Source organism: Geodermatophilus obscurus, assembly GCF_900143215.1.
GTDB classification, from domain to species: domain Bacteria; phylum Actinomycetota; class Actinomycetes; order Mycobacteriales; family Geodermatophilaceae; genus Geodermatophilus; species Geodermatophilus obscurus_A.
Map to the genome: position 1 here is coordinate 1 of NZ_FRDM01000011.1, position 24,978 is coordinate 24,978.

The following is a 24,978-nucleotide window of genomic DNA, read 5'->3' on the forward strand; positions in this document are numbered from 1 at the left end:
TCCCGACGTCAATTCTGGCCCGCCTGCGCTCCGTTGTGCACCGCCTGCCCAGAATCCGTGAACGGGACGGTCAATTTATCCCGGACCGCTACGGATGCTGGGCCAGCATCCGTGAACTCGGATCTGAACCGGCGACCCAGTACTACTTCCAGGACCTAGACGTGCTCCGCTATATCCAGGTGGTCGAGCAGACGATCTTCCGGGGGGTAGGCGACTTCCTCAGCGACCGTGGCTACTCGATCGCCGACGTCCTGGACGTCGCCAAGGACACCATCAACAGTGTCACCATCAACGGTGGCAACTTCTCCAACACTGCGATCGGGATAGGACGGATACGTCAGACCGGAGGCACGGATCGTCCACAAGGCGACGAGCGTCGTGACAACGGCGCGACGACAGCAGGGAGCCGAAGTTGAACGACCGCAACTCCATCGAAATCAGCGGCGGGAGCTTCCAGGGCAGCGCGATCGGCATCGGACACGTCGAGCACCACGGGGTCGTGGCTCAGGGATCTGTCGCCGATCTGCGCACGGCCCTCGCCGCCTCGGCACCGGAGCTCATCGGCCATGGCCGCAACGAGGAGGACGAGGCCGAGATCCGGCACGAGATCCGGAAGATCGACCAGGAGCTCGCTGCGCCGGAACCGGACGGCGCGGCAGTGAAAACCCGCTGGAAGTCTGTGCTCAGCGCGCTGGGGGACGCCGCGACTGCCAGTGAGCAGATTGCACGGATCACCGACCTGGTCACGGAGTTGTTCGGACGGTGATCGCCGACCGGATATCCCCTCATCGGCTGAACAACAGGTCCTGCAGGGAGTTCTCCGTGGAGTCTGAGCTATTCGTCTGCATCGCCTCATCCTCGCCGCCGGTCGGCGCAGCGCCGCCGGTGGCGACATGACCGAGGACGAACAGCAATGGCGATGTAGCGCCCATATCAGGTGAGGTTGATCGACGAGGACCGCCGTGTACTGCCGGGAGCTCGCGTCCCAGCAAGGCGTCCAGTGCTTCGCCGACTCGTTCTGGCCGCGTCCATGTGTCCGCCCTAGTCCATGTGTCTGCCCTACTTGCGATGGAGTCCCAGATGTGGTCTTGCTCCGTTTGCGGCGAGCGCACCGACCCGACCGACAAGTTCTGCAGTGGGTGTGGCACACCGATCTCAGCCCCCGATCAGGCAGCGACGAAGCGAGCGGAGGGGCACGACCCCCGAGCGCCCCAGGCTGGAGGAGTAGCGCCCAGAGCCGACTCGGGTGGCCCGACCTCGAGTGAGCCCAGAGGAGCGGTGAAGCGGCCCAGACATCGGCGCCGACGTGTCATCATCGCCGTATCCGCCGCAGTTGCAGGGTTGGCGCTCATCACCGCTCTCCTCGTCATGCCAGCGGGGGGAGGCGTCCTCCGGTCGGCAACGCCGAAGTTCCCGTACGAATCCGACCCAGCAGCCATCGCGGCGGCAGCCGGCATCGAAGACTTCCACCCTTCCGGTGAGGAGTTGACCGACCCCGATGTTGGCTGGGGGATCCACCCGGAGGCGCCGGAAGCGCGCATCTTCGTCAAGGCATACAAAGCCGAGGATGGACATGCTGGAGATCTGGGTGGACTGCGGCAGCTCTATGAGAAGGGGCCGGAGGGGCGAATCGAGCCTATCCTCGATGGGACAACGTGGATAGTAGCGGTCGACAAGGACGTGGCAACGCAGACCAAGATCTCGATACTTGAGAGCGTCAGGGAGCGAATCGGCGGTGAACTCGTCACGTTCGAAGGTCAGACGTTGGACGTCACAGGCTCGTGGAAAGGCGCAGCGTCGGATGGAACCTCCAGCTACACCGTCGAAGTGGAGATATCGTTCTTACCGCCCGATGTTCAGATCATCCAGGGGGACGTCGGGCACTACCGGGCGCAGGTGACTTACCCTGAGTTGCAATGCGGGGGAACCTGGGAGTCGCAGCTATCTCGACGCGACGGGGTCGAGTTCGATGAGATAATCGACTACGGTTTGGAGAGCTGTACGCGCACGGCCCGTATCCTGCTCAGCGATGGCGGAGGCGGCTCTCTTCGTATGACCATCCCAGGCACGACTTTCAGCGCGCGTCTGCAACGAGTAGGTGATATCCCCGCTCCCGCAGCGACAGCCCAATCGACGCCTGGCTCCGCTGGTCCGACCGCTGCAGATCAATCACCACAGCCCTATGACCCAACCTCGATCGCATGGCCACAGGTGGTCACGCTCGATTGCAGCGAAGCGGCTGCAGGGCCCCAGGTGGACATTGCGGCGACGGGCGACGTGACCGGGGACGGGTATGCGGAGGTCTTCCTGGTCTCCCAGTGCGGATCGAGTACTTCGTCTTGGCCGCAGTATCTGTCAGTCTACGACGGCCTGGCGGGGCCTGGCGGCCCTCGTCGCATAGCGACGCTGCTGACGGATGAACGTGGTACCGACGGTAGGGGTCTGCGGCAGATTCAAGTCTCGCTTACCGGGTCGGCGGCAACCGTGAGGTCGGTCGGGTACTCCGAAACAGATTCGAACTGCTGTCCAAGCGTTGTTGTCGAAGACGCCTTCACATGGGAGTCGGGCGAGGTCAGGCACGTCTATCGCCATGCCGACACGGTTGGGGATTAAGCAGCCGTTGAGATGTCCACATGAGTACTAGTAGTGCTTCGTTAGGTCCTTGTCTGCGCTGGTGCGGCGCGGTGCGATGGGCGCATGACTCCGGAGGAGTTGGCTGCGGTCCGCGGGCGGCTGGAGGAGTTCGCCGCGGAGGTGTTCGCGCCGCTGGTCCGGTCCGATCAGCGGAACAAGGGTCAGACCTACCTGCGGGGGCTACTGCTGGACGGGCGGCGCAAGTCGATGCAGCCGATGGCCGAGCGCCTCGGCGTGGATCACCAGGGGCTGCAGCAGTTCGTGTCGTCCTCGACCTGGGCGGTGGAGCCGGTGCGCCAGCGGCTGGCCCGGCGGGCGATCGAGGTGGTCGCCCCCGAGGCGTGGGTGGTCGATGACACCGGCTTTCCCAAGGACGGCACGGCCTCCCCGGGGGTGGCCCGGCAGTACTCCGGCACGCTGGGCAAGGTCGGCAACTGCCAGGTCGGGGTGTCGATCTGCGCGGTCACCGACGCCGCCTCTTGTCCGTTGGACTGGCGGCTGTTCCTGCCCGAACGCTGGGACGACGCCTGCGCGGCCAGCCCGGAGGCGGCCGCGGCGATCCGCGACCGTCGGGAGCGGGCCGGCATTCCCGCCGAGGCCCGACACCGGCAGAAGTGGCGGCTGGCGCTGGACATGATCGATGAGCTGGCCGGGTGGGGGTTGGCGCCGCCGGTGGTGGTGGCCGATGCCGGCTACGGCGACATCGCCGAGTTCCGCGACGCGCTGTCTGCCCGCGGCCTGGCCTGGGTGGTGCAGGTGCAGGGCGTGCTCAGCGCCCACGCCGCCGACGCCGTCCCCACCCGGGTGCCAACCTCCGGCCGGGGTCGGCCGTCTTGGCCGCGCTACCGCACCCCGCCGGTCGCTCTGCGCGAACACGTGCTGACCGCCGGCCACGCCGTCGCCGTGCCGGTCACCTGGCGAGACGGCTCCCGCGGGCCGCTGTCGTCGTGGTTCGTGGCGCTGCGGGTCCGCCCCGCCGGGCACCACCAGGCCGCCCGGCGGGCCGCCGACGGCTCGCTGCCGGCGGTGTGGCTGCTGGCCGAGTGGCCCCCAGAGGAGCCCGAGCCCACCGATTACTGGCTCTCGTCCCTGGCCGAGGACACCCCGCTGGCCGAACTGGTGCGGCTGGCCAAGATCCGCTGGCGGATCGAGCACGACTACCGCGAGCTCAAGACCGCCCTGGGCCTGGACCACTTCGAGGGCCGCACCTTCACCGGCTGGCACCGCCACGTCACCCTGGTCACCGCCGCTCAGCTGTTCCTCACCCTGCTGCGGACCAGCCCAAAAGCCCCTGTGCCGGCCTGAGCCTGTATGCGGTCCAGCACGAACTGCAGGCCCTCCTGGCCACCTGGACCGGCACCTGCATTGTCTGCGGACAATCCGTCGACGCCCACGCTCGGGCACCCACCTAACAAAGTACTACTAGTAGCTCGACTGCTGGACACGCCCGAGCGCGGAGGGAAAGTACAGCAACGCGCTCGGAACGGCGGCGGCTCGGGCATAACAGTGACGGACACTGCAGCCCTCTCTGACCTGGGCAAATAGAGCTTTCCTGAACCGTGGGAACCCCTCGAATGTGATTGGGGGCGTCCGCTCGAGGTGCCAAGACGGGGGCCCAACAGGCGCGGTCTGCGGTCGCCAGTGACGGCTTCAGCTCACGGGGGAGCGCTGCGACGCTAGGGGTGCTGGCTCGACGCCCACCTCGAGTCAGCCGCTCGTTCGATAGGCGTCGTGCCGGTGGGCGACGTCGAGGATGGTGACGGTTCGGGTGTCCTCGTCGATGCGGTAGACGACCCGGTAGGTGCCGCGGCAGTCCCTCCGGTCTGCCGCCATGCCGAGCCGGCCAGCCGTCGTTCCTCTGCCTGGGCGGCGTGGACGAGGAAGGCCCTTCCGACGGGTGGTGCAGTCGGAGAGGCTCCTGCGGGGATGGGGGCAGGTGCCGTCACTGGCTAGACCGGCGGACCCGCGAGGGCGTGACGGCGATGCCGAAACCCCCTCCCTGCGTAGTGGTCAGGCGTCGAGCTCGATTGCGGCGACGGCGTGCACGGGCGGCGCCTGGATCCCGAGTTCTCGTGCGATGGCCGGGATCTCAGGTCCGCGAGGAACTCGCCATAATTCTTCGCGTCCCAGTCGAACACCGACCACACCCGGTGCGCGTCGTCAGGATCGAAATAGACCCGGACGCCCAGGCAGCCGTGCTCCCGCCGCTTCTCCGCGCCGACGGTCTCGAAGACCTCCAAGAACCGAGCGGGTCGGTGACCCTGGCGATGGTGACGATCAAGACCTGCCCCTTCAGCACCGTGGACGACTTCCCGCCAGTCGATCACGACCGTAGAACCTCGACTCGGGTTGAGGTCATGTGCTGGCGGCGGCGACCCGAAGAGGGATCCGCCACCGGACGTCTCGACACGGGAGTTCTGCCGTAGCGCGATGAGTCTGCCCTCGCGGCGCGGTCGAATTCATCACACGAACGCAACCGATGAGGGGTCAGCAGTGACGCAGATGGTCCGAGTGCACAATTTCATGGTCTCCAGCGACGGCTACGGCGCCGGTGAAGGACAAAGCTTGGAACGGCCGTTCGGCCACGCCGACCCTGCTCAGCTCGGCGCCTGGGCCTTCGCGACGGCGAGCTGGCCCAACCGGACCGACCCGGGAGGGAGCCGCGGTCTGGACGACTACATGGTCCGGGACTTCCACCGCAACATCGGCGCCGAGATCATGGGCCGCAACAAGTTCGGCCCGCAGCGTGGGCCCTGGGCCGACCACGACTGGCAGGGATGGTGGGGCCAGCAGCCCCCGTTTCACACCCCGGTCTTCGTCATGACCCACCACGAGCGGCCCTCCTTCCGGCTGTCCGACACCACCTTCCACTTCGTCGGCGGTGATCCGGCCACAGTGCTGCAGCGCGCGTTCGAGGCGGCTGACGGCAAGGACGTCCGGTTGGGCGGCGGCGCCAACACCATCCGGCAGTTCCTCGATGCCGACCTCATCGACACCCTGCACGTCGCCGTCGCCCCGGTGGAGCTCGGCGCCGGATCCCGGCTGTGGAACTCCCCCGAAGAGCTCCTGGAGCGCTACCACTGTGACGTCGTGCCCAGTCCCACCGGCGTGGTGCACCACCTGTTCTGGCGGCGCTGACAGCGGCCGCTCGATCGATCCGCTACGACCGCATCCGAGCCCCGTCGGTGGCCGGAGTCACCGTGTCCCGCCGGGGATCGGCGGTTTCAAGCGGTCGTCGCAACGACTGGCTTTTCGGGGTCGGACAGTAGCCGCTGCATGGCTTCGGCCGGGGGTGATGAACCCGAGGGTCTTGCGGGGTCTGCCGTTGAGTTCGGCAGGGACGGCGTCGAGGTGCTCAGCGTCGTGGACCGACAGGTCGGTGCCACAAGGGGTGCGTACTGGCGCAGCAGGCCGTTGGTGTTCTCGTTGCTGCCGCGCTGCCAGGGCGAATGCGGATCGCAGAAGTAGATCGCCATGTCGGTGGCGAACGTGATCGCCTGATGCTGGGCCAGCTCGGTGCGGCGCTGGGTGGTGTGCCGCTGCTGTCAGTCCGAGCGGGAGGCTTCCTCGCCGGAGCCGCGGGGTTGCAGCAGCCGACGGCCGGAGGGTGTCGCCGGCCTGGGAGGTGCGCCTGTTGCAGTCCACCGACGACGTGGAGGTCCGTTCGCTGGTTCTGGGCAAGCGACGGCGTCTTGCCAGCGCCGCCGTCACGGCGGCGACGTGGACGTTCCGCCCGAGCCGGGCGGAGCGGGCGTGGTCGTCGGACCCGGCTCCGCATGGCCGTCCCCTTCCGGCACGATCGCCGGGCGACGTTCCTGCCCCACAGTGGGCTCGTCCTTCAGCCGGCCGCGGCGGTGGTCCCAGACGTCCCGGAGGATCACCTGGATCATGCCGGCGGCGGGGATCGCGAGCAGCGCGCCGAGCACGCCGAGGAGCTCGACCCCGAGGAGGATCGCGACGATGACGGTCAGCGGGTTGAGCTTGACGGTGCGGGCGAAGATCAGCGGCTGCAGCAGGTGGTTCTCCAGCTGCTGGTAGAGCACGACGAACACCAGGACGACGATGCCCGCAGTCGTCGAGTGCAGAAAGCCGGCGAGCACGGCCACGGCGCCGCCGATGGTCGCGCCCACCAGCGGTACCAGGTCGGCGAGTCCCACGAAGAGCGCGATCAGCCCGGCGAAGGGGATTCCGAGGACCAGCAGCACGACGTAGGTCAGGGCTCCGCAGATCACACTGATCAGCAGGTTGCCGGTGAGGTAGCCGGTCACCGAGCGGGCGCAGTCGGCACCGACCCGCAGGATCCGCTCACCGGTGGCGGGCGGAAAGACGCGCATCGCTCCGTCCACGACCTTGGGGCCCTCGAGCACCATCAGATAGGCGAGTACGAAGACGGTGACCGCGCCGGCGATTCCGGTCGCGACGCTGCCCAGCACGCCCGCCGCGGGAGCGGTGAGGCCGTTGACGAAGGAGTCGATCCGGTCCTGGTTGTTCTCCACCCACTCCAGCACGTTGGTGCGCTCTAGCAGTCGCCCCACCGCCCCGCGCCCCGCGCGCGCCTGGTCGATGAGCTCGGGGAGTTGCCCGGCGAACTTCGTCCCCTCCCGGACCAGGGGGATGGCGAAGGCGGTGACGAGCCCGCCGAGGCCGAGGAAGACCACCAGGAAGACCAGGAACGTCGCCAGTGCCCGCCACCGGTTGCCGAGCATTCGCCGCTGGACCCAGGCGGCCAGCGGGTAGAGGGCCACGGCGAAGAAGGTGGCGATCACCATCCAGGTCAGCACCCGTCGGGTCTCGACGACGAGGTACAGCGCCAGGGCCGCGGCGAGGGCCAGGCCGATGGTGGCGAGGATGGTGCGTACCGGCACCGGCGGCCGGCTCTGACCGGGGTGGGGCGTCACGGCGCGGCCAGTGCCGGTGCTCCGCGGCGTCCTCGCTGGATCGCGGGCCCGCTCGCCTCGCGTCTCTGGACACGGCGGCGGTGGAGGGTCCGCCTGTGGAACCAGCCGATGAGCACGAGCAGCGGCACATGAATGGCCGGCAGGTTCCGGGCGAACCACGCCGGCAGGTAAATGTCGGTGACCGATCCGCTGGTGGCGCCCGCCCGTTCGGCCAGCCCGGTGAGCGGGCAGCGGAACCCGTCCGCGGCGAAGACCAGGCACTCGCCGGCGACGACCGCCGCGGCCACGCCGGCCCGCCGGTCGCTGCGGCCGGTCGCGCCGGCCCACAGGAGGTAGCCGACGCAGGACTCGATGGAGAACCACGCCGCCGTGTGCACGCCGCGGATCAGCACGAGCCGACGGGCATGGACCTGCCGGGGAACGGATGGCTCGGTACGTCTCGACGTCAACAGAGCTCCTCGGACTGTTGGTCGCGATCAGTACACCGTGCCGACGCGGTACGGAACGACATCCAGCGCACGACGACTCCCCACGGAGCCAGCCGCGCACGCGGGTCAGCGGGCCACGGTCAGGCCGACCGTGTCGGTAGGCACCTGCCAAAGCCGCGCGGCGGCCGCCTGGTCGTAGCTGGGCTCGGAGGATCTCCTGGGCTTGCTGTTGGCGAAGTAGCGGCCGGTCACTTCCTCCAGATCAGGAGCGGAGGCGACGTGGATGGAGGTGGCGGCGCCCCGGGCAGGGAACTTCCTGAACGGCCGGATGAGCGGGACGAGCCTTCGTTGCATGGCGGCGGGGTCCTCGGCGCCGAACGATGTGCGCACCACGCCGGGGTGCACTGCGTTGGCGGTGACCGACGTGCCGGCCAGCCGCCGGGCCAGCTCGTAGCTGAACAGGACGTTTGCCAGCTTGGACTGGTTGTAGGCGCGTGCGCCGGAGTAGGACCGTTGGCCCTGCAGGTCGTCGAAGTCGATCCGTCCTCCGGTGTGCGCGTGGGACGAGACGGTGACCACGCGGGCCGGTGCGCTGTCCTTCAGCCGGTCTAGCAGCAGATTGGTGAGGAGGAACGGCGCGAGGTGGTTGAGGGCGAAGGGGTGCTCGAGCCCGTCGGCGGTGACGTGCCGGGTGTTCCAGTAGCCGCCGACGTTGTTGACCAGTACGTGGAGGCGGGGAAGGCGTTGGAGCACCTCGTCGGCCAGCTGGCGCACCTCGGACAGGTCGGCGATGAACACGTCGACCGGCCCGCCGCAGGCGGCGCGCATGTCACGGGCCGCGGCCTCGGTGCGGCCGCGATCCCGGCCGGTGATGACCAGGTGCGCGCCCATCGCGGACAGGCACACGGCGGTCGCCCTGCCGATGCCCCCGGCGGCGCCGGTGACCAGCACTGTTCTGCCGGTCATTAGTCCGCGGTGTATGCGCGTCATCGTGCTACCCCTTCGACCGATCAGGCCTCCTGGCCGCCATGGATGGCGTCGGGTGGTTCCGGCGACCCCGGGGCGTGCGAGATCCCGGGGCCGCCAGTGGATTCACCGCCCGGTGGAAACCGGCGTTGGCGGGCCCGCGGTCGGCGCCCCGGAAGGCGAGGGAGGGATGGGGCTTGTGGGCACCCAGCCGGGGTCGGTGCCGCCCTGGTCGAGCCGGAACGGTGGGTAGCGGTCGGTCATCAGCGCCGCGTAGGCCCCGACCCGCAGCGCCCACCGGTCCATGCCGAGGACGAAGTCGTAGAGCGGCTTCGGGTAGCGGCCGGTGAACAGCAGCACGATGGCGGCGATCAGGACGAGCAGGCCGACCAGCGAGACGCCGGCGTTCGCGGCGTCGTCCCAGGCGTCGTCCGTTCCCCCGCGGGTGCCCAGCCACAGCCCGCCGCCGACGAACACGGCCAGCACGAGGTAGTGCGGAATGGCCAGCAGCCACTTCACGAAGATCAGGCCCCGGGACAGTCGTTCGGGATACGGCACCGAGAGGTGCGCCGGGTAGTCCGGCACCTCGGCGAGGGTGAACGGCGGATACCGGTCGGTGCCCAGCGCCCAGTAGCCGTAGTAGTGCACCCGCCAGGACCAGCGCATGACCCCGACGTTGAACTCGAACAGGGATCGCGGATAGCGGCCGGTGAACAGGATCGCGAAGAAGGCGATCACCGTGACGACGGCGAACGCGACCCACAGGAAGAACAGGACGACGATGTGGGGAACCAGGAGCAGCCACTTGACCAGCCACAACCCGCGGGACAGCGACGGGTCGAGGGCCGCATCGACGCGGACCGGATAGGGCGTTCGGGGATCGGTCATGGCGTGCTCCCTGGGGGTGGTGTCTGCATGCCGCTGGGGGAGACGGAGACGACGAGCTTGCCTCGGACCTTCCCGTTCAGGATGCGGCGGATGGCCGCGGCCGCTTCGTCGAGCGGATAGGTCCGGTCAACGACGGGTGCGACTTGGCCGGACTCGATGAGCCCGGTGAGGAGGATCAGGTCGGCGGCGTTCTCCGAGCTGGCGAGCGGAGCCAGCGTCTGGCCGACGAAGGGGGACAGCAGCATGGCGCGGATCGTCCGGTCGAAGCCGCCGAGCCAGCGCCCGTCGGTCTCCGAGCCGACGATCACCAGCGTTCCGCGGGGGGTGACCGCGCGCCGCAGCCGTCTCAGGGAGCGGTGACCGCCGGTGTCGAGGACGACGTCGTAGCGCTGGCCGTCATCGGCGTCCTCGGCTGTGTAGTCGATGACGTGGTCGGCGCCGAGGCCGCGGACCAGGTCCACCTTGCTGGTGCTGCACACCCCGGTGACTTCCGCGCCGAACGCCTTGGCGATCTGCACGGCGAACGTGCCGACGCCGCCGGAGGCGCCGATGATCAGCACCTTGTGCCCCGGCCGCACCCGGCCGCGGTCACGGAGACCCTGCAGGGCGGTGACGGCGGAGATGGGGGCGGCGGCCGCCTGCTCGTAGGTGAGGTTGGCCGGCTTGGGGGCCAGATGGTCGGTCCGGACGGTCGCGTACTCGGCGAACGAGGCGTTGCACGTGCCGTACACGTCGTCGCCCGGCGCGAAGCCCGTCGCGCCGGGGCCGACGGCTTCGACCGTTCCGGCGAGGCTTCGGCCGGGGTTGGCGTACTTGGGGCGGCGGACGCCGAAGCCGGCGAGCCGGAGGGGGTAGGGCAGTCCGGCCATGATGTGCCAGGTGCCCCGGTCCACGCTGGCCGCATGCACCCGGACGAGGACCTCGCCGTCGCCGATGGTGGGCCGGTCGATCTGTGCGACCCGGAAGAGGCCCTCGGGCGCGGGGCTGTAGCGGTCCTGCACGACCGCGGTCATGGTCGTCGGGCCTCCGGCCCCTTTGGGCGGGCCTCTGAGCGCGTGGAACTGGGTGGTTGCCATCGGAACCTTCTTTTCTCGTCGTTGACCGGGATGTTCGGGGAGTGGGGCGCTGGAGGACGGAGTCGCTCTGGTGGTGGTCATGCGCGTGCCGCGACCGGTGTCGGCGCCGGCGGAGAGCCGGCTGCGGGGCGCTCGGGCAGGAACTGCAGCAGGAGCAGCCCGGACAGGGCGGAGAAGGTCATCGCTCCGTAGGCGCCGTAAACGGTGAACTGCTCGTCGACGGCGATTCCGCCCAGGGTGGTCGTGGTCCAGCCCAGCGCCCACAGCGCGGGCATCGCGGCGGCCCACATCCAGCGCAGCCGCGTGCCGCGGGGCAGCACCAGGGCCTGCGCGGGCCCGAGGACGAGGCCGGTGAGTGCGCCCATCAGGGCCAGGTCGGGCAACGAGGTCCGGTAGCCGACGGTGACGGCGCCGAGGAGGAGGCCCAGTCCCATGCCGATGCCGGTGGCCGGCACCCATGTGCGGATGTCGAGTCGTCCTCGGCTGGCCAGCGTCTGTCCCAGGCCGATGCAGAGGCCGGCGACGGCGCCGCCGATCAGGGCGGCCACGGGTGAGTCGACGCGGCCGGCGACGGCGGTACCGGCCAGGCCGGCCAGCGGGAAGGCCAGGAACCCGGCGGTCCAGATCAGCCACGCACGCAGAAAGGGTGTCCGGGGGGTCGTTGGTGCGGTCATGGTGGTCAGCTCTTCACGCCGGCACTGGCCGGTAGGCGGGGGGAGGGGGCGAGGGAGCCGATGTCCACGCCGCTCCCGGAAGCGGTGCGGTTGGCGCGGGCGGGCCGCAGCAGGACCATCACGCCCAGGGCGGCGACCCACAGTCCCCACGCGCTGCTGCCGATGAAGCCGCCCAGGTCCCACACGGGGAAGCCGGGGACGGCGGTGGCCAGGATGTCGCCCTGGTTGGTCAGGTACAGCGCGCTCACGACGAGCCCGGCGGCGCCGAGCCAACGGGGCAGGACCCGCGTGCGGAGGATGATCGCACTGACCGCGACGGACCAGGCGACGGCGAGCAGCTGGCCCAGGTGCTCGCCGAGCAGCGCGCCGCCGAATTGGTGCTGCGCGGTCCAGGCCGCCTCGACCGCAGCGCGGGTGACGGCGTCACCGCCGACGTAGGAGTCGGCCAACGGGGGGACGACGAACACCCACCGCAGGAATCCGATCAGCGACAGCACCACCGAGGTCGCCCCCACGTAGCTGGCCACCCGCAGCACCGGATCGCTGCGCCGCCCCAGCACCGCGGGGAGCAGCAGAATCGGGACGAGCAGGATCGCGTACGTCCAGGCGGTGGCGAACCACGTCCAGACCAGGCTCGTTCCGCCGGCGACGACGGCCGGTAGCACCACATCCGCCGGTTCGCGCAGTATGTCGGGCCAGTCGAACGCCGAGGACAGGGCGGTGGCGGCCCCGCCGAAGGCCAGGGCGCCCGCGACGAGCAGCGTCCCCGTCGTGCGGCGCAGGCCGTGGCTCACGGATGCGGTCGTCATGGCTATCCCCTGAACGGCGTACAACATTTGGACGGCGTACAGCAAGAGTTCTACCCTGTTGACACCGACGTCAAGGGGGTAGGTCGAACCGATGTCCGTCCCAGGCATGCGACGACGCCGAGGCCCATGTCGGGCTCTGACCGAGGACGAGATCCTCGAGGCGGCACTGGATCTGCTCGACGAGGGCGGTCCCCACGCGGCGTCCGTCCGCGGCATCGCGGCGCGCGTCGGCGTGGCCCCGAACGCGGTCTACACCTACTTCCCGGACAAGGCCGCCGTGATCAAGGGCCTCGTCGAGCGGCTGCTCGGGGGTGTCGACCACGACGTGTTCGCCGATCGGGAACAGCCCTGGCGGCAACGGGTGGAGGCCTTGGCCCTGGAGCTTCGAGCTCACCTGTCGGCCCACCCCGGCGCGGTACCCCTGATGATCGGCGGCCCCATGAACGGGCCCCAGGCGCTCGCGCTCAACGAACGGCTCCTGCAGCTGCTGGCAGACGCGGGACTCAATCCGACCGACGCTGCGCGGGCCTCCTACCTGCTCATCGTCTACGTGTTCGGCTCGATCGCCCTAGAAGTCGCCGACGTGCACCAGGCCGGCCCGCTGCCGCCGGAGTCCGAACGGATCACCACCCGAGAGGCTGCCTTCTCGGCGACCCCGACCGAGGGCTTCCCCGGCAGTGCGGAAGCGGCCGCAGCCATGGCCGGCTACGTCTCCACCGAGCAGTACCTGTGGGGGCTTGGCCGCATCCTGGACGGCGTCACCGCACGCGTGGCGCCCCTCGCCAACCTCACGGCACGCGGGGCCACCACCGACGACCCTGAACCGGCCGAGATGCCAGGCCCGGCCGGCCGACGGGGGATCCACTCCGCCTGACCGGTCCCGGTGGCGGCACCGCCGGCTGCGCGGCGGTGCAACCCGGTGGGAGGTAGGCCGGTCGGTGCACCGGTCGGCGGCCTCTTGACGCAGTCCCGTCCTGGGTGGACCGTGCATTGCACACCATACAAATCATGTACGGCGTCCAGAAATGGCCTCATGACCCATTCGGCGCCCGAGTTCGCCCGCGCTGGCCTGAGTGCGCTCCCACTACTGCAACCGTGATGCCGGAACTGCCCCCCGTTCGGTTGACTTGCCTGTGAGGCTGCGGCCTCCCTCGCTGGAAGGACCAAGGCACCGTCACCCAGCTGCGTCGACCCGTTGATCCGGTGCTGTTGGCCAGGACGATCGAGCGGGTCCTCGCCCATTGGCGCACCAGCACCGTTCCCTGACTCTGCCGCCAGCACTCCGGGGCACCTCTCAGCGTTGGGCGGCGCCGGACGGACTGGCGACCGCCGCTGGGTGACGAAATGCGGTGATCGGTCGCCTCGGTTGCTCGGTCGTGGGTGGGATATCAGGTGAACGAGCGGTGTGCGCCCGTCTCCCAGCCCTCGCGAGTGCCGCCGTCAGTCAAGCGATCAGGCATCTTCGCTGGTCGGACGCTTGGCGCGGCTCGGCTGGACCCGCATCGGCTCGCCCGGCATCTTCGGGTAGTCGGGGGGATAGGGCAGATCGCCGAGCCCCTGGTCCTTCGCCTGGCGCTCGGCCAGCTCGAGCAGCGGCTCGATGCCGAACGCGTGGTCGGACAGCCCGGCGTGCTTGTCGCCGACCTCGCGGAAGCGGGCCGGCACCGTCAGCACGTCGAAGTCGGTCGGGTGGACGTCGGCCAGCTCGTCCCAGTCGACCGGCGCGGACACCGGCGCGTGCGGCTTGGGCCGGATGGAGTACGCCGAGGCGATCGTGCGGTCCCGGGCCATCTGGTTGTAGTCGATGAAGATCTTCTCGCCGCGCTCCTCCTTCCACCACGACATCGTCACGCGGTCGGGGATGCGCCGTTCCAGCTCCCGGCCGAAGGCGATGACCGCTCGTCGCACGTCGGGGAAGGTCCAGCGCGGCTGGATCGGCACGTAGACGTGCACCCCACGGCCGCCGGAGGTCTTCGGCCACCCCTGCATGCCGAACTCCGCCAGCAGCTCGCGCACGTGCGGCGCCACCCAGACGGCGTCGGAGAAGTCGGTGCCCGGCTGCGGGTCCAGGTCGATGCGGATCTGGTCCGGCGACTCGACGTCGGACTTCGACACCGGCCACGGGTGGAACGTCAGCGTGCCGAGGTTCGCGCACCAGGCGACGACGGCCACCGAGTCCGGCGCGATCTCGTCCGCCGTCCGCCCGCTGGGGAAGGTGATGTGCGCGGTCGGCACCCAGTCGGGGGCGTTCTTGGGCACCCGCTTCTGGTAGAAGGCGTCGCCGGTGTTGTCCACCCGCGTGGACAGCCGTGCGCCCTCGAACACCCCGCCCGGCCAGCGCTCCAGCGTCGTCGGCCGGTCCCGCAGCGCGTGCAGGATCCCGCCGCCGACCGCGACGAAGTACTCGACGACGTCGATCTTGCGGATGCCGCGCTCGGCGAAGTACGGCTTCTCCGGGCTGGACACCCGCACCTCGCGCCCGTCGACCTGCAGCAGGACGGCGTCCTTCGACGACGCCATCACCGACCGGACCCCACGGAAGTGATCACCCGGCGCACCCTAGGCGAGCGGACCGGGGCGTGTGCCGGCCCGGCGTGCCGGACCACTCAGGCGGGGCAGGTCTGCCCGTCCTGCGGCACCACCAGGTCGATGAGGTAGGCGTTCACCGCGCCGGTGACGCAGTCGGTGCGGGGGTAGGCCGTGTGCCCCTGCCCCTGCCAGGTCAGCAGGACGCCGGAGGCGAGGTCCTCGGCCATGTCGACCGCGCCGGGCAGCGGGGTCACCGGGTCGCCGGCGGTGCCGACGACCAGGATCGGGGCCGCGCCCTCGGCGTCCCGCTCGGGGATCGGGGTGCGCTCGGCCTCCCACACCGCGCAGCTGCGCAGTGCCACGGCCGAACTCGCGCCGAACAGCGGGAAGCGCTGGCCCCACTCGGTGGCGAGGGTGCGGACCTCCTCCTCGGGCACCTCGGTCCCCGGGTCGGTGTCGGCGCAGCTGATCGCGAGGGCGGCGTCGAGGCGGTTGGTGTAGGTGCCGTCCTCCAACCGGCCGGTGTAGGCGTCGGCGAGGGAGAACAGGTGCTGCGCGTCGCCGTTCCGGGCGGCGGCCAGCCCCTGGCTCAGCTGCGGCCAGGAGTCGGTGCTGTAGAGCGCCGAGAGGACGGCGGTCCCGATCACGCCCGGCGTCGCCTGGCGGGTCTCCCCGGGCCGGGCGCTGGGGATCGGTGCCGTTTCCGCCTGGTCCAGCAGCTCCTCCAGGAAGCGGCGCGGATCCGGGCCGAGCGGGCAGCCGGCGACCAGGCCGACGCAGTTGGCCGCGTACGCGTCGAAGCTCGCCTCGAGCGAGGTGGCCTGCTGCTCGGCCTCGGCGCGCGGGTCGTCGTCGGGGTCGACGGCGGCGTCCAGCACCAGCGCCCGCACCCGGTCGGGGAACAGCTCGGCGTAGGTGGAGCCGAGGGTGGTGCCGTACGAGTAACCGAGGTAGGTCAGCTGCTCGTCACCCAGCGACTGGCGCAGCAAGTCCATGTCCCGCGCGGTGTCCACGGTGTTGAAGGTGTCCAGCGCCTCGCCGTACTCCTCGGCGCAGCCGTCGGCGAGGTCCTGCTGCAGCCCGAACGCCTCCTCGACCTGCTCCGGGGTGGTCGGTCGCGGCTCCGCGGCGATCACCCGGTCCTTGAGGTCGGGCGGGATGCACTCCACCGGCGTCGACAGCCCCACCCCGCGCGGGTCGAAGCCGACGACGTCGAAGCGGCGGAGCACGTCCTCGGGCAGCGTGAGCGCCGAGCCGAGCGCGGCCTCGGCACCGGAGACGCCAGGTCCGCCGGGGTTGATGACCAACGACCCGATGCGGTCGGTCTGACCGGCCAGCCGCGCCCGGACGAGGAAGAGCGGCAGCGTGGCACCCTGCGGCTCGTCGTAGCTGATCGGCACCTCCGTGCGGCCGCACTCGAAGGCCAGGTCCCGCTCGCTGCCCGGGAGGCCGGTCAGCTGTTCCGAGAGCTGCGCGTCGCAGTCGGTCCAGGCGATCTCCGCGGCCTCCGGCTCGGCCGGTGCCGAGGACGCCGGGGCCGACGACTCCGCCGCGCCGTCGTCGGAGGCGGAGGTGCAGCCGGAGACCGCCACGAGCAGTCCGGAGGCAGCGGCGAGCAGGCCGCGGGACAGGCGCATGGGTCCTGAGGGTATGAGGCGGACCCGGCCGGTGCAGGCACGGGCTCCGCCCCGGTGGCGGCCGGCCCCTCCAGAGCACCGCCCGGGCTCGCGAGAGGGTGCGGAGGAGGGGGCTCTCTCAGCCGTCGAAGACCTCCGCCAGGTCGTAGCGCACCGGCACCTCCAGCTGGTCGTAGGTGCAGCTGCGCGTCTCCCGGTCGGGGCGCCAGCGCAGGAACTGGCCGGTGTGCCGCAGCCGCCGGCCCTCCAGCTGGTCGTACTTGACCTCCACGACCAGCTCGGGGCGCAGCGGCACCCAGGAGAGGTCCTTGCCGGCGTTCCAGCGGCTCTGCGCGCCGGGCATCCGGTGCTCCTCGCCGTTCGCCCCGTTCACGACCTCCGCGTTCGCCCAGTCCTGCCACGGGTGCCCGTCGAGCGCCTCGGCCCGGTAGGGCGCCAGCTCCTCGACCAGCTCGGCCCGCCGGGCCATCGGGAAGGACGCCGCGACGCCGATGTGCTGCAGGTCGCCGGAGTCGTCGTAGAGGCCCAGCAGCAGCGACCCGACGATCGGCCCGCTCTTGTGCCAGCGGAACCCGGCGACCACGCAGTCCGCCGTGCGCACGTGCTTCACCTTGGTCATCAGCCGCTGGTCGGGGCCGTAGGGGAGGTCGGCGGCCTTGGCCACCACGCCGTCCAGCCCGGCGCCCTCGAACTCCTCGAACCAGCGCTGCGCGGTGTCCGGGTCCTGGGTGATCACCGTGAGGTGCACCGACTCCGTGACGGTGACGACCTCCTGCAGCCGGGCCCGCCGCTGCGCGAACGGCACCTCCAGCAGCGACTCGTCCCCGACGGCCAGCAGGTCGAAGGCGACGAACGACGCCGGCGTCTGCTCGGCCAGCAGGTCGACCCGCGACTTCGCCGGGTGGATGCGCTGCAGCAGCGCCTCGAAGTGCAGCCGGTCCCCGCGGGGGACGACGATCTCGCCGTCGACCACGCACCGCTCGGGCAGCGCCGCCTTCACCGCCTCGACCACCTCGGGGAAGTAGCGGGTCAGCGGGCGCTCGTTGCGGCTGCCCAGCTCCACCTCGTCGCCGTCCCGGAAGACGATGCACCGGAAGCCGTCCCACTTCGGCTCGTAGTACGTGCCCGCGGCCGTGGGCACCTCGGTCACGGCCTTGGCCAGCATCGGCTTCACCGGCGGCAGCAGGGGCAGGTCCATGCCGGTCAGTCAAGCAGCACGCGACGATCACCGGAGCGCGCCGACCACCAGCGTCACCGGTTCGAGAGCTCCGCGGAGGGCGGCACGTGCGGCCGTGAGTAGACTAAGTCAGATGACTACGTCGGTCGGCGTGCACGAGGCCAAGACGCACCTGTCGCGGCTGCTGGAGAGGGTCGCGGCCGGTGAGGAGGTCGAGATCACCAACCGCGGGAGGGTGGTCGCCCGGCTGGTCGGGCCGGCGCGGCGGACGCCGAACTTCGGGTTCGACCGCGGCAACGTGTGGATCGCCGACGACTTCGACGAGCTGCCCGAGGACCTGCAGCGGGCGTTCGAGGGCGAGGAGTGAGGGTCCTCCTCGACACCCACGTGCTCATCTGGGCGTCCACCGCACCGGAGCGGCTCGGCGCAGCAGAACAGTTGCTCGCTGACGCCGACGCGCGTCTGCTGTCGGCGGTGAGCATCTGGGAGCTGGCGATCAAGCAGCGCCTGGGCAAGCTCTCCGTCGGGCCCGACGTCCGGACCTGGACGCGACGGGTGACCAGCGAGCTCGTCCTCGATCACCTCCCGGTCACCGCCGACCACGCCGCCGCGGTCGAGCACCTGCCCGACGTGCACCGCGACCCGTTCGACCGGCTGCTCGTCGCCCAGGCCGTCGCCGAAGGGGCCGTGCTGCTCACCGCGGACGCGCGGCTCGCGGCATACGGCGACGTCGTCCGGCTGGTCGGCTGACCGTGTCACGACCGAGGAGGGACGACCTGGCGGCGAGGCCGCTGGCCGCGCTCATGGTGGTCAGCGGGGTCACCCACTTCACGAACCCCGGCTACTACGGGGGCCTGGTGCCGTCGTGGCTGCCGGCGCGCTCGGCGCTGGTCGCGGTCAGCGGGCTGGCCGACGTCGCCGTGGGAGTCCTCGTCGCGGTGCCGGCCACTCGCCGGACCGGCGCGCGGGCGACCGCCGCGCTCATCACCTGCTACCTGCCCGCGCACCTGGAGCCGCTGCGCCACCTGAGCACGGCACAGCGGGCGTTCGACCGGCCGGCCGGCGTCGCCGCGCGCGTGGCCGTCAACCTCGGCTACGTCACCTGGGCCGCGGCGGTCGCCCGGCGCGCTACCGGTCGACCGCGTACCGGGTGAACAGCACGCCGTCCTCCTCGAGCACCTGCAGCAGCCGGGGGCGGACGACGTCCGGCAGCAGGCCGGCCAGCAGCCGGTCCGGGCCGCCGACCAGCGCCGGCGCGATCGACAGGTCCAGCTCGTCGACCACCCCGGCCGCCAGCGCCGCCGTCAGCAGGGCCGGCCCGCCCTCGCACACCAGCTGCGCCAGCCCCCGCTCGGCCAGCGCGTCCAGCGCCACCGGCAGGTCGACGTCGTCGTCCCCGCACACCAGCACCGCCACGCCGGCGTCCTGCAGGGCCGCCCGCCGGTCCGGGTCGGCCGCCGCGCACGTCACCAGCACCGTCGGCGCGACCGCCAGCCGGTCCCCGGGGGCGAGCGAGGCCCGCCGCGAGACGACCACGACCGGCGCCGACACCGGCCGGCCGAGACCGGCCCGCAGCCGCCCGACCGCGGAGTCCGCGGCCACCGGCCGGTAGCCCTCGGCCGCCGCGGTCCCGTGCCCGACCAGCACCGCGTCGGCCAGTGCCCGCAGCGTGCGGAACACCCGCCTGTCGCCGGGCGAGCCGAGGCCGCCGCTGCGGCCCTCGACCGTCACCGAGCCGTCGAGGGAGGCCACGAAGTCCACCCGCAGCGACCGGCCGGCCGGCAGCCGGTAGGCCGCGACGAGCGCGTCGTCGTCGAGGTCGGCGGTGTCCTCCGCGCCCGGTGCGGGCAGCAGCCGCCGCACGTCAGGCGGTGGTCAGCACGGCCGCGCTCTCGGCCGGCACGGTCACCGTCCGCCCGTCGAGGTGCGGCAGCTCCCCGGTGGCGAACAGCGCCTCCGTCACGGGGACGTCCAGGTCGATCCTGTGAGGGGCGTCGGCGAGGTTCACCACCACCCGCAGGGAGCCGCGGTGCAGGACCAGCCAGCGATCGGCGTCGTCCCAGGAGACGTGCACCCGCGACAGGTCCGGGTCGACCAGGTCGGGGTGTTCGTGCCGCAGTCGCAGCAGCACCCGGTGGACGGCGAGCAGCCTCCGGTGCGGGTCGCGCTCGGGCTCGCTCCAGTCCAGCTTGGAGCGGGCGAAGGTCTCCGGGTCCTGCGGGTCGGGCACCTCGTCGGCGTCCCACCCGTGCTCGGCGAACTCGCCCTTGCGCCCCTCCGCCGTCGCCCGGCCGATCTCCGGGTCGGTGTGGCTGGTGAAGAACTGCCACGGCGTCGAGGCGCCCCACTCCTCGCCCATGAAGAGCATCGGGGTGAACGGGCTGGTGAGCACCAGCGTCGCGCCGACGGCGAGCAGGCCGGGGGAGAGGGACGCCGAGACGCGGTCGCCGACCGCGCGGTTGCCGATCTGGTCGTGGTCCTGCAGGTAGCCGACGAACTTCCAGCCCGGCAGCAGGGCGGTGTCGACCGGCCGGCCGTGGTGCCGGCGACGGAAGCTGGAGTACGCGCCGTCGTGGAAGAACCCGCCGGTCAGCGTCTTGGCCAGCCCGGCGAGGCCGGCCGCGGCGAAGTCGCCGTAGTAGCCCTGGCCCTCACCGGTGAGCACGGCGTGCAGCGCGTGGTGGAAGTCGTCGCTCCACTGGGCCGAGATGCCGGTGCCGCCGGCCACCCGCGGGGTGACCATCCGCGGGTCGTTGAGGTCGCTCTCGGCGATGAGCGTCAGCGGCCGGCCCTCGGCGACCGACAGCCGGTCCACCTCCTGGGCCATCTCCTCGAGCACGTGGGTGGCCCGCTCGTCGACCAGCGCGTGGACGGCGTCCAGCCGCAGCCCGTCGACGTGCATGTCGTGCAGCCACATCAGCGCGTTGTCGATGATGTAGCGGCGCACCTCGTCTGAGTCCGGGCCGGAGAGGTTGACCGAGCTGCCCCAGCTGTTGGCGCCGCCCTCGCTGAAGATCGGCATGAACAGCGGCAGGTAGTTCCCCGACGGGCCGAGGTGGTTGTAGACGACGTCCTGGATCACGCCGAGGCCGCGCTGGTGGCAGGCGTCGACGAAGCGCTGGTAGGCCGCGGGGCCGCCGTAGCTCTCCTGCACCGTGTACCAGAGGACGCCGTCGTACCCCCAGTTGTGCGTGCCGTCGAAGCCGTTCACCGGCAGCAGCTCGACGAAGTCCACGCCGAGGTCGGCCAGGTGGTCCAGCCGGGCGACCGCGGCGTCCAGCGTGCCCTCGGGCGTGAAGGTGCCGACGTGCATCTCGTAGACCACGCCCCCGGCCAGCGGTCGGCCGGTCCAGGCCCGGTCACCCCACTCGTACGACGCCGGGTCGTGGCGGCGGGACAGCCCGTGCACACCCTCGGGCTGGCGGCGCGAGCGCGGATCGGGACGGGCCGTGTCGTCGTCGCCGAGCAGGAAGCCGTAGTCGGCCTCCGGGCCGGCCTCGACCTCGGCGCGCCACCAGCCGTCCTCCTCCCGGCGCATCTCGTGGACCGACCCGTCGACCTGCAGCCGGACCCGTTCCGGGACCGGCGCCCAGACGGCGAACTCGACGGCAGCGGACATGCAGGGGCCTCCAGGGATCGCGGGTGGTCCGGGGGGTTGTGCCCGCACGAGCGGTCGCCAACCACGCGTCCTCGGCGTGCCGTGCGCCACTGAGCATCCGGAGCGTGCCGTCGATCGGCGACCGAGACCCCGGCGAGATCTGCGATCCCGCACGCCAGCGGGGCCCCCGGACATGCGAGATCGCCGATCTCGCACGCCACCCGACCCCGCCGACCGCCTGGGACGGGGCCGAGGGGGTCCGGCGGCCGGGGGAGCGCGTCCCCCGGCCGCCGGTGCGCCTCACGGCAGCTGCAGGACCTGACCGACCGCGATCTGGTGCGGGCTGCTCAGCTGACCGTTCGCGGCGAACAGCGCCTGCCAGCCACCCGCGACGCCCTGCTGCTGGGCGATCTTCCCCAGCGTGTCACCGGCCTTGACGGTGTACGCCGACCCACCGGCGGCCGGCGCGGCCGCCACGGCTGCGGCCACCGGAGCCGCGCCGGCCGCGGGGGCCGAGGGGTTCAGCCCCTTGCCGCAGGTCGGCCAGGCGCCCGGACCCTGCGTGTCGAGAGTGCGCTCGGCGACGGCGATCTGCTGGGCCTTGGTGGCCAGGTCGGCGCGCGGCGCGTACTCCGTGCCGCCGAAGGCCGCCCAGGTGCTCTGGCTGAACTGCAGGCCGCCGTAGTAGCCGTTGCCGGTGTTGATGGCCCAGTTGCCGCTGGACTCGCACTGGGCGACGGCGTCCCAGTTGTTCGGGGCGGCCGCCGACGCCGGGGCGGCGAGGACGCCGAGGGACACGGCAGCGGCGCCGCCGAGCACCACGGCACCACGGCGCAGGGCGCGTGCGGACGTGCGGGAAGACGAGGACGAACGCATGGGGGACTCCCGATCCGCCGCCTGCGAGGTGAGCTGTCGGGTTCGGAGCGATCGGTGCCCCGGCCGTGCGCACACGGCTTCACCCCGAGGTGCCCGGCCGTAGCAGCCGGGCACCGAGATGGGTCCCCCACCCCCGTCCTGGCTGTGCAGGAGGTACGGCGGCCGACGGACGGGGTTCGGCGGATCGGCTCCGGCACCCGCTCCCGGACGGGGGGTGCCGGGACAAGGTAACGGTCAGGTCACGGTGGTTCACCTCGTGCCGCAGGGGCAACGGGGGTGACACGACCGGCCGTCGGGTCCGGGACCGGGCAGATCACCTGCTCACGTCCCCGCGGGCACGCGTGCGCCCGCGGGGACGTGACTTGCGCCTCACTTCGGCCCCCTGCAGGGTCCCGCCGCGAGCCTGCGAGCGGTGAGGGGCAGGGGGTCCTCTTTCAGCCGCGGACGAGCAGGGCGACCGGTAGCCGCTCGAGCAGCCCGGCCACCGGCAGGCCCTCGGCGTCGGAGACGAACCGTCCGCCGGTGAGCAGGTCCCGCCAGGCCCCGGTCGGCAGCCGCAGCGCGGTGTCGCCCCAACCGGCGAGCGACAGGCCCACGGGCAGCCGGGTCGCCACGGGCACCACACCGCCCCGGTCGAAGGCGACCAGGTGGTCGGCGGCGACCCCGGTCGCCGCCACCGGCTCGTACCCGGCGAACCACTCCGGGTGCTCCCGCCGCGCCCGCAGCACGCGCGACACCACGAGCAGCTTGGCCGCGCCGGTCCCGTCGACCTCGGGGACCTCACCGTCGTCCAGCTGCGCGAGCAGCCGGCGACGCAGGTCGTAGTCGACCGGACGACGGTTGTCCGGGTCGACCAGGGAGAGGTCCCACAGCTCGGTGCCCTGGTAGACGTCCGGGACGCCGGGCATCGTCAGCTGCAGCAGCTTCTGGGCCAGCGAGTTGGACCGGCCGAACGGCGCGATGCGGGCGGCGAACCGCTCGATCTCGGCGTTGGTGCGCTCGTCGTCGTAGGCCGCGTCGACCATCGCGTGCAGCGCGGTCTCGAACTCCTCGTCGACGTCGGTCCACGTCGTCGACGTGCCCGCCTCGCGGGCGGCCTTCTCCGCGTAGCCGTGCGCCCGCTCGCGGGACAGCGGCCAGGCGCCGACCAGGTTCTGCCACACCAGGTGCGCCAGCGGCCGGTCGGGCAGCGGGTGCCGGATCAGCAGCCCGCGGACCAGGTCGGCCCACTCGGCGCCCAGCTCGGCGAGCACGGCCAGCCGGGCGCGGGTGTCCTCGCTGCGCTTGGTGTCGTGGGTCGACAGCGTGGTCATCGACGCAGGTCTGCGCTCCACGCGGCGCTGCTGGGCCTCGTGGAACTCCTGCACCGTGCTGCCGAACCGCGCCGGGTGGCCGCCGACCTCGTTGAGCACCACGAACCGCGCCCACCGGTAGTAGGCGCTGTCCTCCACGCCCTTGGCCATGACCGGGCCGCTGGTCTGCTCGAAGCGGGTCGCCGCCTCGGTCCCGGCCTGGGAGAGCACCGGGTGCAGCGCGTCCACCGCGGCGGAGAGGTCGGGACGGCGCTCCCGCACGGCGGCCACGGTGGCGTCCAGGTGCTCGCGCCCGTCGGGCAGGTAGCTCCGGTAGACCGGGAAACTCGCCAGCAGCTCGGCCAGCGCCTCGGTCTGCTGCTCACGGGGGATGCCGGGCAGCTCACCGATGACCCGCACCAGCCGGGCCACCTCCGAGCCGAGGATCCCGTCGGTCACCTCGCGCTTGCAGCCGTGCACCAGCTCGGCGTAGTCGACCGGGGCGCCGACGAGCTCGGTGTCCAGCGCGCTGAGCACCGCCGCGCCGGCCGCGTCGACCAGCACGTCGTCGACCTCGGCGAGCGCGTCGTAGCCCGTCGTCCCGGCGGTCCGCCACGACTCCGGCAGGTCCTCCCCGGGCTCGAGGATCTTCTCCACCACCGTCCAACGGCCACCGGAGGCCTCGGCCAGCCGGTCGAGGTAGCCCTTGGGGTCGGCCAGGCCGTCGGGGTGGTCGATCCGCAGCCCGTCGACCGCGCCGGCCGCGACCAGGTCCAGCACGAGCCGGTGCGTCGCCTCGAAGACCGCCGGGTCCTCCGCGCGCAGCCCGGCGAGCGTGTTGATCGCGAAGAACCGGCGGTAGTTGAGGTCGCGGTCGGCCCGCCGCCAGTCGACCAGCTCGTAGTGCTGCCGGTCGTGCACCTCCTGCGGGGTGCCCTCGCCGGTGCCGGGGGCGATCGGGAAGCGGTTGTCGTAGTACCGGAGCTCGGGCGTAGATCGGTCCCCGCCCGGCCCGTCGACGACCTCGAGCTTCTCGACGTCGTCCGCCGACCCCAGCACCGGGATGCGCACCCGGCCGCCGCCGAAGTCCCAGTCGATGTCGAACGCGCCGGCGTGGGCGCTGTCCCGGCCGTGCCGGAGCACGTCCCACCACCAGGGCGCCTCGGCCGGGTCGGCGACGCCCATGTGGTTGGGCACCAGGTCGAGCACCAGCCCGAGGCCGTGCTCGTGCAGCGCGGCGACCAGCCGGTCGAAGCCGGCCCGGCCGCCGCGCGACTCGTCGATGTGCGCGTGGTCGACGGTGTCGTAGCCGTGCGTGCTGCCCGACGCCGACCGCAGCAGCGGCGAGGCGTAGGCGTGGCTGACCCCGAGGTCGGCGAGGTAGCCGGCCAGGGACGCGGCGTCGTCCAGGGTGAAGTCGGCGGTGACCTGCAGCCGGTAGGTCCCGGTCGGGACCTCCCGGCGGCGGTCCTCGCTCAGGGGCTCGCTCACGACCG

At 71.7% G+C, this 24,978-nt stretch carries 23 protein-coding genes, 2 pseudogenes and 1 riboswitch; of the genes and pseudogenes, 9 read left to right on the forward strand and 16 right to left on the reverse strand.

The window, feature by feature from the left end; genetic code table 11:
- From BUB17_RS26845 to BUB17_RS12200, 4 genes are all read left to right on the forward strand, one after another.
- A partial coding sequence (locus tag BUB17_RS26845) for a hypothetical protein (RefSeq protein ID WP_208983385.1) occupies positions 1 to 416 on the forward strand: 416 nt, incomplete at its 5' end.
- Positions 413 to 766 (forward strand): hypothetical protein, encoded by a 354-nt coding sequence (locus BUB17_RS12190; protein ID WP_072918324.1) that lies wholly within the window; start codon positions 413 to 415, stop codon positions 764 to 766. The genes BUB17_RS26845 and BUB17_RS12190, both read left to right, overlap by 4 nt.
- Before the next feature lie 512 nt (positions 767 to 1,278).
- Positions 1,279 to 2,613 (forward strand): hypothetical protein, encoded by a 1,335-nt coding sequence (locus BUB17_RS12195; RefSeq protein ID WP_141243002.1) that lies wholly within the window; start codon positions 1,279 to 1,281, stop codon positions 2,611 to 2,613.
- 84 nt (positions 2,614 to 2,697) lie between these two features.
- Positions 2,698 to 3,939, forward strand: coding sequence for an IS701 family transposase (locus BUB17_RS12200; RefSeq protein ID WP_072918333.1), 1,242 nt, complete (start codon positions 2,698 to 2,700; stop codon positions 3,937 to 3,939).
- 402 nt (positions 3,940 to 4,341) lie between these two features.
- Here BUB17_RS12200 and BUB17_RS27425 read toward each other — a convergent pair.
- Positions 4,342 to 4,503 (reverse strand): annotated as a pseudogene (locus tag BUB17_RS27425) (type II toxin-antitoxin system RelE family toxin); the annotation flags it as partial.
- 633 nt (positions 4,504 to 5,136) lie between these two features.
- Here BUB17_RS27425 and BUB17_RS12215 point away from each other — a divergent pair.
- Positions 5,137 to 5,772, forward strand: a complete 636-nt coding sequence (locus BUB17_RS12215; RefSeq protein ID WP_244277190.1) for a dihydrofolate reductase family protein — start codon at positions 5,137 to 5,139, stop codon at positions 5,770 to 5,772.
- Positions 5,773 to 5,829: 57 nt separating this feature from the next.
- On the opposite strand, the pseudogene BUB17_RS12220 reads toward BUB17_RS12215, so the two are convergent.
- From BUB17_RS12220 to BUB17_RS12255, 8 genes and pseudogenes are all read right to left on the reverse strand, one after another.
- A pseudogene (locus tag BUB17_RS12220) lies at positions 5,830 to 6,167 on the reverse strand (IS30 family transposase); the annotation flags it as partial.
- Between the two features lie 174 nt (positions 6,168 to 6,341).
- The gene (locus BUB17_RS12225) at positions 6,342 to 7,499 is read right to left on the reverse strand and encodes an AI-2E family transporter (RefSeq protein WP_244277178.1); all 1,158 of its coding nucleotides are present in this window, start codon (positions 7,497 to 7,499) and stop codon (positions 6,342 to 6,344) included.
- 29 nt (positions 7,500 to 7,528) lie between these two features.
- Positions 7,529 to 7,981 (reverse strand): hypothetical protein, encoded by a 453-nt coding sequence (locus tag BUB17_RS12230; RefSeq protein ID WP_208983386.1) that lies wholly within the window; start codon positions 7,979 to 7,981, stop codon positions 7,529 to 7,531.
- A 105-nt stretch (positions 7,982 to 8,086) separates the two neighbouring features.
- Positions 8,087 to 8,926, reverse strand: a complete 840-nt coding sequence (locus BUB17_RS12235; RefSeq protein ID WP_072918336.1) for an SDR family oxidoreductase — start codon at positions 8,924 to 8,926, stop codon at positions 8,087 to 8,089.
- A 126-nt stretch (positions 8,927 to 9,052) separates the two neighbouring features.
- A complete protein-coding gene (locus tag BUB17_RS12240) occupies positions 9,053 to 9,814 on the reverse strand; it encodes a DUF4389 domain-containing protein (protein WP_072918338.1) in 762 nt (253 codons plus the stop codon).
- Entirely contained in the window at positions 9,811 to 10,827 is a 1,017-nt protein-coding gene (locus BUB17_RS12245; protein WP_072918340.1) for an NAD(P)-dependent alcohol dehydrogenase, read from the reverse strand. The genes BUB17_RS12240 and BUB17_RS12245 overlap by 4 nt, the downstream gene beginning before the upstream one ends.
- A gap of 140 nt (positions 10,828 to 10,967) precedes the next feature.
- Positions 10,968 to 11,564, reverse strand: a complete 597-nt coding sequence (locus BUB17_RS12250; RefSeq protein WP_072918341.1) for a hypothetical protein — start codon at positions 11,562 to 11,564, stop codon at positions 10,968 to 10,970.
- A 5-nt stretch (positions 11,565 to 11,569) separates the two neighbouring features.
- Entirely contained in the window at positions 11,570 to 12,373 is an 804-nt protein-coding gene (locus tag BUB17_RS12255) for a DUF4386 domain-containing protein (protein WP_083606300.1), read from the reverse strand.
- 106 nt (positions 12,374 to 12,479) lie between these two features.
- On the opposite strand from BUB17_RS12255, the gene BUB17_RS12260 reads away from it, so the two are divergent.
- Positions 12,480 to 13,247: a TetR/AcrR family transcriptional regulator gene (locus tag BUB17_RS12260; protein WP_244277179.1), complete on the forward strand. Its 768-nt coding sequence runs from the start codon at positions 12,480 to 12,482 to the stop codon at positions 13,245 to 13,247.
- Positions 13,248 to 13,825: 578 nt separating this feature from the next.
- Here the strand turns inward: BUB17_RS12260 and BUB17_RS12265 are convergent.
- The 3 genes from BUB17_RS12265 to BUB17_RS12275 all read right to left on the reverse strand — a co-directional run bounded on the left by BUB17_RS12265 (position 13,826) and on the right by BUB17_RS12275 (position 17,737).
- A complete protein-coding gene (locus tag BUB17_RS12265) occupies positions 13,826 to 14,893 on the reverse strand; it encodes a DNA polymerase domain-containing protein (RefSeq protein ID WP_072918517.1) in 1,068 nt (355 codons plus the stop codon).
- An 86-nt stretch (positions 14,894 to 14,979) separates the two neighbouring features.
- Positions 14,980 to 16,539, reverse strand: a complete 1,560-nt coding sequence (locus BUB17_RS12270) for an alpha/beta hydrolase (protein WP_072918343.1) — start codon at positions 16,537 to 16,539, stop codon at positions 14,980 to 14,982.
- A gap of 118 nt (positions 16,540 to 16,657) precedes the next feature.
- Positions 16,658 to 17,737 (reverse strand): ATP-dependent DNA ligase, encoded by a 1,080-nt coding sequence (locus BUB17_RS12275; RefSeq protein WP_072918344.1) that lies wholly within the window; start codon positions 17,735 to 17,737, stop codon positions 16,658 to 16,660.
- 112 nt (positions 17,738 to 17,849) lie between these two features.
- Here BUB17_RS12275 and BUB17_RS12280 point away from each other — a divergent pair, with 112 nt between their 5' ends.
- From BUB17_RS12280 to BUB17_RS12290, 3 genes are read left to right on the forward strand one after another with little or no spacing between them, the layout of a single operon-like run.
- Positions 17,850 to 18,083, forward strand: coding sequence for a type II toxin-antitoxin system Phd/YefM family antitoxin (locus BUB17_RS12280; RefSeq protein WP_072918346.1), 234 nt, complete (start codon positions 17,850 to 17,852; stop codon positions 18,081 to 18,083).
- Positions 18,080 to 18,466, forward strand: coding sequence for a type II toxin-antitoxin system VapC family toxin (locus BUB17_RS12285; protein ID WP_072918348.1), 387 nt, complete (start codon positions 18,080 to 18,082; stop codon positions 18,464 to 18,466). The genes BUB17_RS12280 and BUB17_RS12285 overlap by 4 nt, the downstream gene beginning before the upstream one ends.
- 2 nt (positions 18,467 to 18,468) lie before the next feature.
- Positions 18,469 to 18,870: a DoxX family protein gene (locus BUB17_RS12290; protein WP_141243004.1), complete on the forward strand. Its 402-nt coding sequence runs from the start codon at positions 18,469 to 18,471 to the stop codon at positions 18,868 to 18,870.
- Here the strand turns inward: BUB17_RS12290 and BUB17_RS12295 are convergent.
- The 4 genes from BUB17_RS12295 to treY form a co-directional block, all read right to left on the reverse strand.
- On the reverse strand, positions 18,845 to 19,579 hold the full coding sequence (locus tag BUB17_RS12295) for a dihydrofolate reductase family protein (protein WP_072918351.1): 735 nt from the start codon (positions 19,577 to 19,579) through the stop codon (positions 18,845 to 18,847). The genes BUB17_RS12290 and BUB17_RS12295 overlap by 26 nt on opposite strands.
- 1 nt (position 19,580) lies before the next feature.
- Positions 19,581 to 21,335: a malto-oligosyltrehalose trehalohydrolase gene (treZ, locus tag BUB17_RS12300; RefSeq protein WP_072918353.1), complete on the reverse strand. Its 1,755-nt coding sequence runs from the start codon at positions 21,333 to 21,335 to the stop codon at positions 19,581 to 19,583.
- Between the two features lie 279 nt (positions 21,336 to 21,614).
- Positions 21,615 to 22,190, reverse strand: coding sequence for a transglycosylase family protein (locus tag BUB17_RS28235; protein ID WP_072918354.1), 576 nt, complete (start codon positions 22,188 to 22,190; stop codon positions 21,615 to 21,617).
- 3 nt (positions 22,191 to 22,193) lie between these two features.
- Positions 22,194 to 22,361: riboswitch (cyclic di-AMP (ydaO/yuaA leader) on the reverse strand.
- 263 nt (positions 22,362 to 22,624) lie between these two features.
- Entirely contained in the window at positions 22,625 to 24,973 is a 2,349-nt protein-coding gene (treY, locus tag BUB17_RS12310; protein WP_083606310.1) for a malto-oligosyltrehalose synthase, read from the reverse strand.
- Between the last annotated feature and the right edge of the window lie 5 nt (positions 24,974 to 24,978).

What these genes read in the sequence shown, in the direction of transcription:
- BUB17_RS12200 (WP_072918333.1), top strand. Translation starts at nt 2,698, where the DNA reads ATGACTCCGGAGGAGTTGGCTGCGGTCCGCGGGCGGCTGGAGGAGTTC.
- BUB17_RS12215 (WP_244277190.1), top strand. Translation starts at nt 5,137, where the DNA reads ATGGTCCGAGTGCACAATTTCATGGTCTCCAGCGACGGCTACGGCGCC.
- BUB17_RS12235 (WP_072918336.1), bottom strand. Translation starts at nt 8,926, where the DNA reads ATGACCGGCAGAACAGTGCTGGTCACCGGCGCCGCCGGGGGCATCGGC.
- BUB17_RS12240 (WP_072918338.1), bottom strand. Translation starts at nt 9,814, where the DNA reads ATGACCGATCCCCGAACGCCCTATCCGGTCCGCGTCGATGCGGCCCTC.
- BUB17_RS12245 (WP_072918340.1), bottom strand. Translation starts at nt 10,827, where the DNA reads ATGACCGCGGTCGTGCAGGACCGCTACAGCCCCGCGCCCGAGGGCCTC.
- BUB17_RS12250 (WP_072918341.1), bottom strand. Translation starts at nt 11,564, where the DNA reads ATGACCGCACCAACGACCCCCCGGACACCCTTTCTGCGTGCGTGGCTG.
- BUB17_RS12255 (WP_083606300.1), bottom strand. Translation starts at nt 12,373, where the DNA reads ATGACGACCGCATCCGTGAGCCACGGCCTGCGCCGCACGACGGGGACG.
- BUB17_RS12260 (WP_244277179.1), top strand. Translation starts at nt 12,480, where the DNA reads ATGCGACGACGCCGAGGCCCATGTCGGGCTCTGACCGAGGACGAGATC.
- BUB17_RS12265 (WP_072918517.1), bottom strand. Translation starts at nt 14,893, where the DNA reads ATGGCGTCGTCGAAGGACGCCGTCCTGCTGCAGGTCGACGGGCGCGAG.
- BUB17_RS12270 (WP_072918343.1), bottom strand. Translation starts at nt 16,539, where the DNA reads ATGCGCCTGTCCCGCGGCCTGCTCGCCGCTGCCTCCGGACTGCTCGTG.
- BUB17_RS12275 (WP_072918344.1), bottom strand. Translation starts at nt 17,737, where the DNA reads ATGGACCTGCCCCTGCTGCCGCCGGTGAAGCCGATGCTGGCCAAGGCC.
- BUB17_RS12280 (WP_072918346.1), top strand. Translation starts at nt 17,850, where the DNA reads ATGACTACGTCGGTCGGCGTGCACGAGGCCAAGACGCACCTGTCGCGG.
- treZ (WP_072918353.1), bottom strand. Translation starts at nt 21,335, where the DNA reads ATGTCCGCTGCCGTCGAGTTCGCCGTCTGGGCGCCGGTCCCGGAACGG.
- BUB17_RS28235 (WP_072918354.1), bottom strand. Translation starts at nt 22,190, where the DNA reads ATGCGTTCGTCCTCGTCTTCCCGCACGTCCGCACGCGCCCTGCGCCGT.